At 43.8% G+C, this 14,515-nt stretch carries 15 protein-coding genes; 8 read left to right on the forward strand and 7 right to left on the reverse strand.

Annotation, left to right across the window (positions count from 1 at the left end; genetic code table 11):
* Nucleotides 1-4 precede the first annotated feature (4 nt).
* Entirely contained in the window at nucleotides 5-871 is an 867-nt protein-coding gene (locus AB8P72_RS11100) for an MBL fold metallo-hydrolase (RefSeq protein ID WP_193030730.1), read from the reverse strand.
* Between the two features lie 431 nt (nucleotides 872-1,302).
* Here AB8P72_RS11100 and AB8P72_RS11105 point away from each other — a divergent pair, with 431 nt between their 5' ends.
* The 5 genes from AB8P72_RS11105 to AB8P72_RS11125 all read left to right on the forward strand — a co-directional run bounded on the left by AB8P72_RS11105 (nucleotide 1,303) and on the right by AB8P72_RS11125 (nucleotide 5,177).
* Nucleotides 1,303-1,593, forward strand: a complete 291-nt coding sequence (locus AB8P72_RS11105; RefSeq protein ID WP_068407589.1) for a helix-turn-helix transcriptional regulator — start codon at nucleotides 1,303-1,305, stop codon at nucleotides 1,591-1,593.
* Between the two features lie 56 nt (nucleotides 1,594-1,649).
* Nucleotides 1,650-3,359, forward strand: coding sequence for a SulP family inorganic anion transporter (locus tag AB8P72_RS11110; RefSeq protein WP_193030732.1), 1,710 nt, complete (start codon nucleotides 1,650-1,652; stop codon nucleotides 3,357-3,359).
* Between the two features lie 185 nt (nucleotides 3,360-3,544).
* Complete coding sequence (locus tag AB8P72_RS11115) at nucleotides 3,545-3,871, forward strand: beta-lactamase hydrolase domain-containing protein (protein ID WP_068407559.1); 327 nt, start codon at nucleotides 3,545-3,547, stop codon at nucleotides 3,869-3,871.
* An 81-nt stretch (nucleotides 3,872-3,952) separates the two neighbouring features.
* On the forward strand, nucleotides 3,953-4,285 hold the full coding sequence (locus AB8P72_RS11120; RefSeq protein ID WP_193030734.1) for a TIGR01244 family sulfur transferase: 333 nt from the start codon (nucleotides 3,953-3,955) through the stop codon (nucleotides 4,283-4,285).
* A gap of 148 nt (nucleotides 4,286-4,433) precedes the next feature.
* On the forward strand, nucleotides 4,434-5,177 hold the full coding sequence (locus tag AB8P72_RS11125; protein ID WP_226928806.1) for a glutathione S-transferase: 744 nt from the start codon (nucleotides 4,434-4,436) through the stop codon (nucleotides 5,175-5,177).
* 87 nt (nucleotides 5,178-5,264) lie between these two features.
* On the opposite strand, the gene ahpF is transcribed toward AB8P72_RS11125, so the two are convergent.
* Nucleotides 5,265-6,842 carry an alkyl hydroperoxide reductase subunit F gene (gene ahpF / locus AB8P72_RS11130; protein ID WP_193030736.1) on the reverse strand — a complete coding sequence of 526 codons (1,578 nt, stop codon included), beginning with the start codon at nucleotides 6,840-6,842 and terminating at the stop codon, nucleotides 5,265-5,267.
* Between the two features lie 514 nt (nucleotides 6,843-7,356).
* On the opposite strand from ahpF, the gene AB8P72_RS11135 reads away from it, so the two are divergent.
* A complete protein-coding gene (locus tag AB8P72_RS11135) occupies nucleotides 7,357-7,605 on the forward strand; it encodes a YdcH family protein (RefSeq protein ID WP_068407586.1) in 249 nt (82 codons plus the stop codon).
* Between the two features lie 192 nt (nucleotides 7,606-7,797).
* Here the strand turns inward: AB8P72_RS11135 and AB8P72_RS11140 are convergent, their stop codons facing one another.
* Together AB8P72_RS11140 and ahpC are read right to left on the reverse strand one after the other, a co-directional pair.
* Complete coding sequence (locus AB8P72_RS11140; protein ID WP_369957755.1) at nucleotides 7,798-8,667, reverse strand: glucose 1-dehydrogenase; 870 nt, start codon at nucleotides 8,665-8,667, stop codon at nucleotides 7,798-7,800.
* Nucleotides 8,668-9,091: 424 nt separating this feature from the next.
* A complete protein-coding gene (gene ahpC, locus AB8P72_RS11145; protein ID WP_068407548.1) occupies nucleotides 9,092-9,658 on the reverse strand; it encodes an alkyl hydroperoxide reductase subunit C in 567 nt (188 codons plus the stop codon).
* Between the two features lie 280 nt (nucleotides 9,659-9,938).
* Between ahpC and AB8P72_RS11150 the strand changes: the two genes are divergently transcribed.
* Nucleotides 9,939-10,847: a hydrogen peroxide-inducible genes activator gene (locus AB8P72_RS11150; RefSeq protein ID WP_068407545.1), complete on the forward strand. Its 909-nt coding sequence runs from the start codon at nucleotides 9,939-9,941 to the stop codon at nucleotides 10,845-10,847.
* A gap of 53 nt (nucleotides 10,848-10,900) precedes the next feature.
* Nucleotides 10,901-11,575: a hypothetical protein gene (locus AB8P72_RS11155; protein ID WP_369957756.1), complete on the forward strand. Its 675-nt coding sequence runs from the start codon at nucleotides 10,901-10,903 to the stop codon at nucleotides 11,573-11,575.
* Here the strand turns inward: AB8P72_RS11155 and AB8P72_RS11160 are convergent.
* From AB8P72_RS11160 to AB8P72_RS11170, 3 genes are all read right to left on the reverse strand, one after another.
* A complete protein-coding gene (locus tag AB8P72_RS11160; protein WP_068407540.1) occupies nucleotides 11,553-12,158 on the reverse strand; it encodes a methyltransferase domain-containing protein in 606 nt (201 codons plus the stop codon). The two genes, AB8P72_RS11155 and AB8P72_RS11160, sit on opposite strands and share 23 nt — an antisense overlap.
* A gap of 80 nt (nucleotides 12,159-12,238) precedes the next feature.
* Complete coding sequence (locus tag AB8P72_RS11165; RefSeq protein ID WP_068407537.1) at nucleotides 12,239-12,919, reverse strand: M48 family metallopeptidase; 681 nt, start codon at nucleotides 12,917-12,919, stop codon at nucleotides 12,239-12,241.
* A 2-nt stretch (nucleotides 12,920-12,921) separates the two neighbouring features.
* Entirely contained in the window at nucleotides 12,922-14,514 is a 1,593-nt protein-coding gene (locus AB8P72_RS11170; RefSeq protein WP_369957757.1) for a DUF1513 domain-containing protein, read from the reverse strand.
* Nucleotide 14,515 lies beyond the last annotated feature (1 nt).

Consider the following 14,515-nt stretch of genomic DNA (forward strand, 5'->3'; position numbering starts at 1 on the left):
ACGCTTAAAGCGCATTAAGTGGCACTTTTAGATAGCGCATACCATTGTCTTCGGGTTCTGGAAAATGTCCGGCATCGATATTGAGTTGTACTGACGGGATAATCAGCCGCGGCATCTCTAGCGTAGCATCGCGGCGCTCGCGCATCTCGACAAACTCCGCTTCATTGATACCCTCTTTGACATGGATATTACCAAGCTTTTGCGCGGCTACCGTCGTAGTTGGGCAATGTTTGCGACCTTGACTCGGATAGTCATGGCACAGATACATGATAGTTTCGTCAGGCAGTGCGAGCAATTTTTGGATAGACTGATACAGGGTTTTGGCGTCGCCTCCGGGGAAGTCGCAGCGCGCTGTGCCGACATCTGGGGCAAATAGCGTATCACCGACAAAGACCACGGTTTTTTCATCGTCAGCGGCAAGATACGCCATATCCGCGCGGGTATGACCAGGCACATACATAGCAGTAATCGTAATACCGCCAAGCGTCAAGGTCTCGCCCTCATCGGTCAAGATATCGAACTGGCTAGCATCAGTACGAAAACTGCTATCAAAGTTAAAGATTTGCTTAAATATTTTTTGCACTTCGGTGATATGTTGCCCGATGACTAACTTACCGCCAAGCTCATCTTTTACATGGATAGCAGCAGATATATGGTCGGCATGAGCATGGGTTTCTATAATACAAACCAGCGTCCAGCCCTGCTCTCGAACGAATCCTATCACTTCATCGATACTAGTCGTATCCGTACGCCCTGATTTGGCATCAAAATCCAGTACAGGATCGATGATGGCACACACTTGCTGCTGCACGTCCGCGAGTACATGGGTGTAAGTTTCCGTGTCGCTATGTAAGAAAGAATGAACTTGCATGGCTACCTCTTTACTTGTATATGAATGTTTTAATTTTTAAGGTATTGTTCCGTATAATAGGCGCTTATTTATGGCATTTGCTGCTGATTTATAGTATCTATCCCTAGTGCTGCCTATATTTCCTATATTTCCTATGCATCTACCTATCACTACCAGCACTACCAGCACTACCAGCACTATAGCAATCATTATACATTTTATCAATTTATATAATGTAAATAATGATAACTTGCTATAAATCGTAATATCATTGATAATTAACTATATATATTCATAACTTATCTATAAACTCTGCTTTTTCTATTTATATCTTTTATAAGGAGCTCGCTCTGACTACTTCAACTTCAGCATTGAGCACAACCACCACCCCCACTGGCAAGCCTGCATCTGCCAACGTCGCAGACTTTGCGCCCAAAGACCTTGCAGAGCAAATGCAACAAGCTTCCATGCAAGCCAGCCAGTTATTAAAATCGCTCTCGCATCCTGACCGCTTATTACTTTTATGTCAGCTGACACAAGGTGAATACTGTGTCAGTGAGCTTGAGGGCTTGGTCGGTGTCGGTCAGCCAAGTTTATCGCAGCAGCTAGGTATTTTGCGTAAAGACGAGCTGGTCACTACTCGCCGTGAAGGTAAGCAAATCTACTATAGTATCGCAAGCGACGATGCGTTATCGGTATTGCAGTTATTGTATGAGCGCTTTTGTGCCAAAACAGACGCCTAACTGCGCGTTTGGTTTTTAACTATTTTTAACTTTCTTTATTGTGATGATATATCGCCATGCCTTCTATCGCTGCCCGTCTGATTCCTGCTTGGTTACGTCAGTATCAGCTGTCTGCCCTGCCGACTGACATCATCGCGGGCTTAGTCGTTGGCGTGCTTGTCATTCCGCAAAGCCTAGGCTATGCGGTGCTAGCAGGGTTGCCGCCGGTCTATGGACTCTATGCGGCTATTGTACCCGTGCTGGTATATGCTTGGATAGGCTCAAGTAATGTACAAGCTGTAGGCCCCGTTGCCATTACGGCCATTATGACAGCCAGTAGTTTGCATCCTTATGGCAATGATGGCACGCAGCAATATATATTGATGGCCAGTTTACTGTCTTTGATGGTTGGCACGATGTTATGGCTGGCGGGAAGGCTGAAGCTTGGCTGGATTATGCAGTTTATCAGTCGCGGCGTATCGGCAGGTTTTATCAGTGGCGCGGCGGTATTGATTTTTGTCAGTCAGCTTAAATATCTGACGGGAATTCCTATTGCAGGTAATGGCCTTATCGGTTATTTATCGAGTATGCAGATGTATGGCCGCCAGCTGCATCCGCTAACTTTGATCATCGGCGTGATGGCATTTACGCTATTATTTGCTAATCGCTATGCGAGCAAATGGGTCTGGCGCTCTTGGCTGTCAGCCTCTTATGCAAAATGGGCTGAGCGTCTATTTCCGCTTATTTTGCTTGGTCTTGCCATTGTATTAAGTATGAGTTTGGATTGGACAACAAACGGCGTAGCGACGATTGGTGATATTCCGCAAGGGCTGCCTAGCTTTACCCTACCGTACTTGCCAGATTTTCATGAAGCGCTCAATCTATTACCGAGCGCCGGTTTGATGGCGTTGATTATCTTTGTCTCAAGTAGCTCAGTAGCCAGCAACTATGCACGCCTGCGCGGTGAAAGCTTTGATGCCAATCGTGAGTTAACCGGACTGGGACTGGCCAATATGGCTGGCGGCTTTTTTCAAAGCTTTACCATCGCTGGCGGCTTTTCACGTACGGCGATTAATGCCGACTCAGGCGCCAAAACGCCAGTCGCAAGTCTGGTCACTGTGCTGGTTATGATTGCCGCGTTGATCGCTTTTGGTCATTTATTAGCGCCTCTGCCCTACGCTCTCTTGGGCGCGACTATTATGACGTCAATTATCGGTCTCATTGATATGGCGACGTTAAAGTCAGCATGGCAACGCGACCGCTTAGATGCGGCGAGCTTTTTGGCGGCATTTATCGGGGTGCTGATATTTGGGCTAAATACTGGCTTAGTCATCGGTTTGATGGTGTCGTTTGCTAGCCTCATTTGGCAGTCGAGTAAACCACACGTTGCCGTCGTCGGACAGCTAGCGGGTACAGGACATTTTCGCAATATCAATCGTCATGATGTGGTGACCTTTAGCAATTTATTGATGCTGCGTATCGATGAGAGCTTGTTTTTTGGCAATAGTGAATCCGTGCATCGCAGCGTCATACAAGCGACGCGACAGTACCCCGACGCGCATGAAGTTATCCTGATTATGTCAGCGGTCAATCATATTGACTTGACCGGACAAGAGATGCTTATCAGCCTTAATCAAGAGCTATTGAACCAAAAAAAGCACTTAAGCTTTAGCTTTATCAAAGGACCCGTGATGGATATTATCGAGCATACACCGGTCATAACCCATCTATCAGGGCAGGTTTATTTAAGCACCATGGATGCGGTCAATGCGCTAAAAGATAATTAGCTTATAGCTAATCAATTTTTCGCTTAAATTAATCCTGACAGAAAGTGCTTTTGAGAAAACATCAGTGACAAAATATAGCTATGATGACCACTGTGTTATGCTAGATTGTAATAAGCCTTTAAAATTTACAGAATCTAGAAATAGACAAAACCTTACGCCATTTAATATACGCGACCGAAAAACTTATGACCGATGACTTAACCATTTATAAGCAAATTTACCCAAGCCAATGCGTCAAGATTGCCGAGCTTGGCTACCGCTCTGTGCTCAATATTCGACCTGACGCTGAAACAGAGACGCAGCCTAATAGCTGTGACTTTACCAGTGCAACGGCAAAGGCCAACCTTACCTATCAGCATTTACCATTTGATGATGAGCGTTTAAGCATGGCGACTGTCGAGCAGTTTGCAGCCTTTTATCGCAGCATGCCAAAACCCATCCTGATGTTTTGCGGCACGGGTGCACGCGCCAAATTGCTCTATCAAAGCGCACTGATGCAAGGTTTGCTATAGAAAGCAGGTAGGCTTTATTGAAATATTTTAATCTAAGCGCAAAATTTTCGTTTTTACGCTAAAAAATAAAAAGGAGCTCTTATGAGCCATGAAGTGAGTATTACCGGACAAATCACCCCTGATCAAGTACCTATGATTGCTGAAAATGGTTTTAAGACCATTATTAACAACCGTCCAGATGGTGAAGAACCAAACCAACCAACCAGTGCTGATATTGAAGCCGCGGCTAAACAAGCAGGTCTTGCTTATAAAGAAGTGTCTTTTGCCGGTAGCGAGCTCAATCAAAACCATGTTGAAGAATTTGCTGATTTTTTTAACCAAGCTGAGCAGCCTATACTGATCTTTTGCCGTACCGGTAACCGCTCGACAGGTATCTATGAAGCAGCAAAGCGTATGGATTTGTTAGACGATTGATAGTGATATAAATATAATTGATACCATTTCAAAATGCTCATCCAAACTTTGGATGGGCATTTTTTTATATACTACTCAACTATAAACTGGTTATTATTTAATATTGAAGACATAATAAAATCCTACTGTTACTTTTTAATAGGACTTTATGATGCAAAAACCCCTACTCATCATCGGCAATAAAAATTATTCGTCATGGTCATTGCGAGCTTGGCTACTACTCAAGGCATTTAATATTGATTTCGATGAGCAACTGATTGAGCTGTTTCATCCATCAGCGACGGCCATTCTCGATGAGCATGCGCCAACAGGGAAAGTACCCGTTTTAGTCTATGGTGAGAATGATGAAAAGGTCACAGTTTGGGATACTTTAGCGATAGCCATTCATGCCAATGATTATCTGACGGACTTAGATGTTTGGACAGGTCTGAATAAATCTGATGCTAAGAACAATACCAGCAACAGAATAAACAGCGCTTATTGCCAAAGCATCGTTGCGGAAATGCACTCAGGTCTAATGGGCATTCGTAGCGAGATGCCGATGAACATTCGAGCAACGGCGAAAATACAACCCAGCAATGCCTGCTTAAAGGATATCGCCCGTATAGAAAATATCTTTGCAGATTGTTTAAAAAATCGCTCAAAAGACAGCTATCTGTTTGGTGCATTCACGGCTGCCGATGCTTTTTTTGCCCCTGTGGTTTTACGCTTGCATACTTATGCGGTCGCCTCGGGCATACCATTGAAACCGATAACCAAACAGTATTGTGTGACGATGTTAAACAATCCTCATCTACAGGCTTGGCAAGAAACTGCACTCAATGAAACTCGCGTAATTAAAGAAGATGAAGCAGGTGAGATACTGTCGGTGATTGGGGTATTGGCTGATTAAACCTTAACCACGGCTCAAAAAACAAAACCCCTAAAACCTTAGTAGATTTTAGGGGTTTAAAACTTTAATAAAAGCTAAAGCAAAACTTTACTGCATCACTAAGTATTCAAACGCTGATAATGCGGCTTTGCTACCCTCACCCATGGCAATATTAATCTGCTTAAATGGTACAGTGGTCACGTCACCACAAGCAAAGATACCTTTGCGGTCGGTGCGACAGCGCTCGTCAATCTCAATCTCGCCAAAGCGGTTTAGATCCACAAAGCCTTTGACAAACTCAGTATTTGGCACCAAACCAATTTGCACAAACACCGCTGACGTATCTAGCTCTTTGGTTTCACTGCTGCTACGATCTTGATAAACAAGCGAAGTCACTTTACCATCTTGCGCTTTAATCTCTTGCGTTGCAGCACTGGTGATGATATCGATATTGCTCTTTTCTTTGGCTTTATTAATCAGTACTTGGTCAGCCTTTAAATCATCGGCGAATTCAAGGACGGTCACGTGTTTAACGATACCTGCCAAATCTAGTGCCGCCTCAATACCTGAGTTACCGCCGCCAACGACCGCAATATCCTTACCTTTAAAGAATGGGCCATCACAGTGCGCACAGTAGGCTACGCCTTGACCCACGTTTTCATCTTCACCGGGAACACCAAGCTTACGCCACTGGGCTCCGGTCGCTAAGATAATACTGCGCGTCTCAAACGTTTCCCCAGTATTGAGATGAATACGGTAGTTTTCTTCTTCAGTTTCGCTGATTTCTTTGACACTGACATGCTCTTTGAGCGTAATGTCATATTCGTGCAAATGTTTCTCGAAGTTCGCTGACAGCTCACTACCGGTTGTTAAAGGTACAGAGATTAAGTTCTCGATATCCTGCGTGTCTTTCACTTGTCCACCGATGCGGTCGGCGACCATAGTAACTTTTAAGCCTTTACGCGCGGTATAAATCGCCGCCGCCACGCCAGCAGGGCCTGCACCGATAATCGTCACATCTTGCTGCTCTAATTGCTCAGCGTCATCAGCCACTTCGCTCAATAAATCAGGGAACTGCTCTTGTAACTTCTCAATCAATTTAGCGGTATCGATTTTACCATTGGCAAAAGGTTTACCATTTAAAAATACCGCTGGTACACCTTGGATATTATTGGCCTCGACTTGCTCTTGAAATAACGCACCATCAATCATCTCGTTACTGATGTCATCGTTGAGCAGCGCAAATTGGTTCAGCGCTTGCACCACATCCGGACAGCTGTGGCAAGACAGCGAGACATAAGTCTGAAACTGTAGCGGCTTATTAAAACGCTTAATCAGTTTTTGAATACCTTCATCCAGTTTTAAGGTATGGCCGCCCGCTTGCAAAATCGCCAAAATCAGCGAGGTAAATTCATGGCCACCCGGAATACCGCTAAAAACGATCCCCGTATCAGTCAATGCATTATCAATATGACTGACGACTTTAAAACTAATCGGACTTGGTAAGCTGTCATCAGTTGCTGCGCTATCAAAATTGATTTTATCCGTTGTGCCAGCGATTTTAGTTAAAAAATCAATCAGCTCAGCACGTTTGCTATGTTCGCCGCTACCCAATACAAAGGTAATGGGGCGGGTCATATTTTCACTATAGCTTTTGACTGCGTCTAATAAACCTTGATCTATCATGTTTGTTCCTCATTATTATCAGATATGTAACGTCAGCTATATCGCTGCACATTTAAATAGGGTTTGGTGACAAGCTAAGTATCTGATTTAAAAAGCCATAAATACTTGCCTTACCACCTTTGATACGTCTATTATCAAGGCTTTGGACGTACCACGCAAGCCGATAAACTCAAACTTTATGTTTAATAAAACAAATCGTATATTAATATTATTATTTAATTTTAAAACTATCAATAAAAGAAAATCCATGACAGTTATGGTATCGGGTAAATTTTTTCGCTACAATCAGATGAGGCGAATAAGAAACACTCTTATTTACCGGTCGGCAGATTGACTGCTAGTTGTCGTTAACAAACGCCCTTTCTGCTGCGCATAATCCTGTTCAAAACTGAGCTGAATTGCGATTTGGCTTGGTAAGAATGAAGTCTCACAATCATATCAATTCATCAGAGCGCTCTTAACTAAAATGCGCTATGGCTTTACTAAGCCTGCGCTTTATAACAAGGATGACAACATGAGAAAGACTGATACATGGCAAGACAACAGAGATATTATTTGCGAACTTAAGCAAAAAGACAGCTACTTTGCGAGCATTTTTGATGAGCATACCAAGCTTGATCAGCAAATCAACCAGCTCGATAAGGATTTGGTGACGCACGCCAGCTGTGACGAAGAAATAGAAAAAATGAAAAAGCGCAAGCTGCACTTAAAAGATGAGATTTATAAAATAATCGATAAAAATAAACTCAATTCTGCGGTATAAACACTTTAGTTTATAACGCTACCTGATTCAATAGCGGCTTGGTTCGATGAGCAAGTAAGTATCGAACCAAGCCGCTATTTTTTGTCGCAATTTTAATTGTACTTAGATCAATATAAGTCAATAAACGCTCGATGAGCATTGGCTAAATTAACCATTTACTTACTTACTTAATGAAGCACTCATCTACTCACTTTATCCACCGACAATCTCGCCGCCATTTACATGGATAACCTGTCCTGTAACGTAGCTTGCGTCGTCACTGGCCAAGTATAGATAAGCAGGCGCGACCTCGTTTGGCTGACCGGCGCGGCCCATCGGCGTGCTCTGACCGAACTTCTCTATCTCATCAGGGGTAAATGACGCCACAATAAGCGGCGTCCAAATAGGACCGGGTGCGACGCCATTGACGCGGATACCTTTATCCTGACTCATTAAATTATTGGCTAAAGCACGGGTGAAAGATAAAATCGCGCCCTTAGTGGCGGCATAATCAATCAAATGGTCACTGCCGCGATAAGCGGTGATAGAGGTGGTATTGATAATCGAGCTACCCGCTGGCATGTGTGGTAAGGAAAATTTACTCAACCAAAAGTGCGGATAAAAATTGGTATAAATGGTTTTATCAAATTGCGCACTACTGATATCGGTGAGCGATTCTTGCTCAACCTGCATCCCAGCGTTATTGACTAAAATATCAATTTTGCCGAACTCAGCGATGGCGGTATCGATTAGCTTTTGACAGTTAGCTTCTTCTGATAAATCTGACGCCACCAGTAAGCAGCGCTGCTGGTAAGACTCTACGTGCTTTTTGGTCATCTTGGCATCGTCATCTTCACATAGGTAGCTGACCACTACGTCCGCGCCTTCTTTGGCAAATAATATCGCCACTGCTTGCCCGATCCCGCTATCCGCGCCAGTGATAATAGCAACTTTCCCAGCAAGCTTGCCATTTGGATACTCTTTTGGCAGTACCTCAGGGCTTGGGTGCTGCTCTTGCTGCGAGCCTGGTAGCGATTGTTCTTGTTTCGGAAATTCTTTAGCAGATGATTTGTCGTTACTCATAATATCCTCTCTTCATTACCGATTTATGTGATAGGTTCAATGTAAAACCATTTCTGTGCAACTAAGGTGAGTGCTTCGTCGCCTCTACTGTGATGGCAACAAGCAAGAAAAATTGATATCAGCAGTGCGTGATGTGTCGATATTACTTTCCACTCACTATATCTTTAAATCATAAGCATTCTGTGATAAAAATCGAATGAACTTAGGTGACAATCTGTAGACAGCCTGTAATCTTGTCCTAACACTATCTATCTCTAAATATCTGCCTATAAAAAATAGACAAAAAAACGCCCCATCAATCAAAGCCGATGGGGCGTTCTTAAGTCATCATTTAATAGCGTTTTCTTTTAAAAATGAAAACTTACTATTAAATTTTATACTTATCTTTTCGCTAGTCTAAATAGTAAGTTATCTAAGTATATCCTTAGATTTTACCAACTAGATCTAGGCTTGGTTTAAGGGTTTCTTGACCTTGTTCCCAAGCTGCTGGGCAAACTTCGCCGTCGTTATCACGAACGTACTGTGCCGCTTTTACTTTACGTAGCATGTCTTTTGCACTACGGCCAATACCACCTGCATGTATTTCAGCGACTTGGATTTTACCGTCTGGGTCTACTAAGAAAGTACCACGCTCCGCCAAACCGGCTTCTTCAATCATGACATTAAAGCCACGAGTGATACGGCCAGTTGGGTCACCGATCATTGGATAAGTGACTTTGCCGATAGCGTCTGAAGAATCATGCCATGCTTTATGAGTGAAATGTGTGTCAGTCGATACTGAGTACACTTCTACGCCTAGGCCTTTAAGCTCTTCGTAATGGGCTGCCATGTCTTCAAGTTCAGTTGGGCAAACAAAGGTGAAGTCAGCTGGGTAAAATAGGAAGATAGCCCAACTGCCTTTTACATCTTCTGAAGTGATGGTTTTGAAATCACCGTTTACAAACGCTTCTGCTGAAAACTCTGGAATTTCTTGATTGATAATTGACGCCATGATTGGCTCCTTTTTTGATTAATTGATTGTTGTTAAGTTAATTGGTGTTTATGGCTGCAGGTTTTGATTAACCCACTCATTAACTGGGTTACAAGACAAACTATACGCGAATTCTATAGTTAATCCAGTTAAAAGTTTTTAATGTGATGTTTTGTTTTATTAAACTTGTTAAACTATTCTAACGGCTTTTTTTATACGAACATCGGCATTAAATTGCTATAGTACACAAGATAAACGCCCAAAACAAATGGCGTTCAAAACCCATTAATAGAGAGGTTTTATGATTACTTTACGTCAACTTGAGTTTGCCTTAGCAGTTGCCAAACATCGTCATTTTAAACGGGCAGCAGAAGACTGTAACATTTCACAATCAGCGCTGAGTTTGGGTATCGCCGAGCTAGAAAAGCAACTAGATACGCAGATTTTTGAGCGTAATAATAAGCAAGTTTTGATTACGCCTATCGGTGAGGACATCTTGACGCGGGCGCAGCGTATATTTTCTGAAGTCAATGATTTGACCACGCGCGCACATAGCCATCAATCACCGCTTGCGTACCCGATGACGGTTGGTATCATTCCGACGATTGCGCCGTATCTGCTGCCAAAAGTACTACCTGCGCTGCGCAAACACTACCCTGAATTTCGTATGACGGTTATCGAGCAGCAAACCGAGCGTTTGCTTGAGCAGGTACGCTATGGTCATATTGATACCGCCATTATTGCGTTGCCTTATGCGGTCGATGGTTTGCATACCTTTGAGTTTTGGGCGGAAGATTTCTTTGCGGTCTTTCCACAGGATGACGTCCATGCCAAGCTTGAAAAAATTAACGCCGATGAGCTGGCAACCGCCAATCTGATGCTACTTGGCGAAGGACATTGTCTGACCGATCAAACCTTGACCGTCTGTCATTTCGACCGCGCGCAAATGAAATCAAGCTTTTCTGATGCCAGCTTGAACACCCTAATACAAATGGCGCTTGCTAATATGGGCACGACCTTGGTGCCAGAAATGGCACTCGATCAGCTGCATTTGCAAAACCAAAATGCAGTCGCAGTACCATTAGCAGAAAAAGGGCCGCATCGTCATATCGCTTTTGTCACCCGCTTAAACTATGCCCGCGTTGATGATGTTAATTTGCTTGGGCAACTATTTAAACAAGCCTTTGAAGAGGCAGATCATAAAAAATAAATGACTGGTGGTGAATGGAAGTTGGCTAAAAAGTAGAAGAATAAGGAAGTTAAATGATAAAGGCTTTTGCGCAAATAGAGCGTGAGCTTGGCAAGATTTTTGCGCGCCATTTAACAGCTATTAATAGCGCTGTAGAACCAGAAAAAGTTAACAATCTTTGGCAAGATATCGCTATACGTTATAATGAAGCTCAGCGCGCTTATCATAGCTTGCAGCATATTGAGCAATTATTTGCGCAGTTTGAGCAGATTAAGCATGTTTTAAATGAGTCGCATATTATCGCATTGGCACTATTTTATCATGACGTGATATATGCGCCAACGCGCTCAGATAATGAGCTAAAAAGTGCAGAATATGCCGTAGAAGCGCTACGCTCTTATTTATCGGCTGAGCAGTGCCAACATATTTACGCGCTCATTATGATGACGGCCAATCATAAACTTGCTGAATGCTCAAACGCTCAAAAAAACTTTGATGCCGCTTATTTACTAGATATGGATTTGAGTATTCTGGGGGCATCTTGGACTGATTACGAGCAATATGCCCAAGCGGTTCGGCAAGAATATGCGCATGTCTCAAACCCAGATTATCGTGATGGACGTAGAGCAGTATTAACAGAGTTATTGGCGCACCCGAAGCTTTACCTAACCGATTATTATTATGACAGGTTAGAAAAGCAGGCTCGGCAAAACATCAAGCGTGAGATTAAGATTTTACGCGCATCTTAATAAACAGCTCACTGCCCTGCCGCGCCGGATGCGAGTTATAGCTCGTTTCCATAATCTCAATATCGAAATAGGGTGCAAAACGCTGCTGGTATTCAGCTTTCGAGCCGCCAAACGGCGGTTCCTCTCGTCCAAAATCCTTATCAAACAGCAGCCCAACTAGCTTGCCGTTCGGTTTCAATAATGCGGCCATCTGCGCCACATACTCATCACGGCGCGCAGGATTTATGGCACAAAAAAACGTCTGCTCAAGCACCAAATCAAACTGATATTGCGCAGGCGATAACGCAAAAAAATCAGCACAGACCAAATGCTCTGCTGGAAAGTTGAGATAGCGCTCTGCGAAAGCCTCAATCGGCGCAGGGGCAAAATCAACCAAGGTGACATTGGTAAACCCTTGCTCATGCAGATAACCGACCTCATAAGCATTGCCCGCGCCCGGTACTAAAATCGCTTGCTCTTTAGCAGATTCAGGCAACTGGTCAATATAAGCTTTGAGCGGTGGTGACACTTGCCCCATATCCCAGCCGATACTGTCCTCTTTATAGCGCTGTTGCCAAAACTGCGCTTGATTGACGTTTTCCATAGCACATCCTTGTTTCGATAAAAAACCTTATCTTAGCAGATTAAGGTATGACATCTGGTTATTTAGCAGTAGCTCCTACTTTAGTCTAGCTGCCCTGTTTTACCTGCCAGCATATTATGCCAATATTGATAATCGGGCATCGCCGTTGCCACCGTTTGCCAAAAAGCGCGGCTATGATTGGCATGATGCAGATGACACAGCTCATGGACGATGACGTATTCGGTGCATTCGATAGGATAAGCTGGCAGATAGACGGACAACCAAATTCGCCGTGCGCGGGTATTGCAACTACCCCAACGCGTATGCATTTTCTTTAGACGTATTTCATTAGCATAAGCGCCGACAATCGGTTGCCATTTATTAAATAATGCAGGCATTACTTCAGAGAGATGTTGCCGATAGTAGGCAATTTTTTTATCGTGGTTTAAGGTGAATGATTGCTCTACGCCCCACAATAGCAGTGTGCTATCGGCAGTTGAAGCCTCTTTTATAGATTGCTGTGATGGGATTTGCTGACGTTTATAGCGTTCTAATACGTGCGGGTGATTGGCGATTGCCCAAGGCACGCGTTTCTCTATCGCCTGAGCAGTTTGCGCTGAGCTAAGAGAGATGGGTATAGAGACCATTAATTTATGCGGTTTTAAGCGAAAATTGATATTTTTAACGCGCTTTTTGCTGATGTGTAGTTCAATATCCGCTTGCGCCAAACAACGTATAGCGCTATTTAATAAGGGCGAATCATACTGTGACGGCACATTCATGCTCACAGCGCTTGTAAGTGATTGTCAAACGACATCAGATGATATTTGCTGTCTATAAAAATACGCTCAACGTTATCTACTCTAGCAAGTTCAGCAGTTGCTAAATGATTAACAGTTAACGCGGTTAACTGACCTAGTCCATCACTAACGATAAAACCTGAGTGCGCATTAGCCTTAGCCTTAGCCTTAACATTGGCATTGGCATTGGTATTGTTATAGCCTGCTTTGTCAGCATTCTGATTTGCTAATACGGCTGCACCGGCACAATCTGGTAAGCTAATATCATCAATCAATGTACGAGTATTTAAGTCATAAATCGCCGCACAACCGCCAATTGGCGTGGTCACACATAATAGGTTACGCTCACTATCAACCGCCACACTGGCGATATATTGGTGGAAACGTTGCCATTGATTATTGGGCATAATAAGGGGTTTAAAATCAGGCTCACCGCGTTTATGGGTCAATACTAACGGCACATTGATATGCTTTTCGCCTTGAAACTGAATACCTATCATCACCGTGCCATCGTCATGCATGGCGAGGTGACGCACGCTCATTTGATTGTGCTCAGGCATAATCTGCTCAAGCAAATCGCCAGTATGACGATTGAGGTAAGCCAATGACGGTCGCATACTGTCTAAATTGAGCTCTTCACGCGACGCTTGCTCGGTTTTGATACCACCATTCGCAATCACCAACGTTTCGCCATCAGGATGCATAATCAGCTCATGCGGGCCGATACCATGCGAGTCATACTCTGCTATTTTTTGATAATGATCACAGGCATCATAAATACCGATTTTACCGTCTAAGCTTACGGTGTCATTTTCGGTCACGTAGAGCAATTTACCATCCAGGCTATAACAAGCATGGCCATAAAAATGACGATGCGTAGACGCTTTAATAGCAAACTTTACTTGCCCAGTTGCCGTGTCTAATACCCAAAACCTTTCGCTCGGGCGCCGACCCATCACCACCACATCACGTGCTTGGTTATTCTTAGCAAAAAATTTTTGCCTATCAGAAATAGGTTGAACGACAATATCATGCACGCGTTCGGGCATGGTCGTTTGCCAAACGATTTGCCTATCAGCGTCGATACCAACCACGCCGAAGTCGTGCTCATTATGACTAGCGTCACAGTCTTCAGTTACTAAAGCGATGTTTTTTGGCATAGACGCCACGCCGCTAACCCAACAAACAGGTTGTGGCAGTATTGTGGTCGTATGTGCTGCGCTAAAATCGCTTACGCTATAAGACTTGTTATTTTGCCCGTCATCTCTCTGTGAGCGATAAGCCTGCTGCCATGCAACTGCCGCTTGCTGACAAGCGTGGCGAAATTGCACGAGCTCGCGTTTAGGCGTCAAGTTTATCAACTGTAACTGCGCGCCCATACCTGCCACATAATCCCATAAGCTGGCATCAGGTTGCTGCTGTTTACGAAAACGATGATGGATACCGACAAGCGCGGCTGTACCCATGGCAGCACAAAGCAGGGTCAGTGCCGATGTCGCCAGCAGCTCATCATTAGGCCTTGTACCTTGTGCTGTACCTTGCTTTTTATTTGCTGTCTTAGCGTCAATAGTAGCCATT

Source organism: Psychrobacter sp. CLB018 (genome assembly GCF_041222815.1).
Classification (GTDB): Bacteria; Pseudomonadota; Gammaproteobacteria; order Pseudomonadales; family Moraxellaceae; genus Psychrobacter; species Psychrobacter faecalis.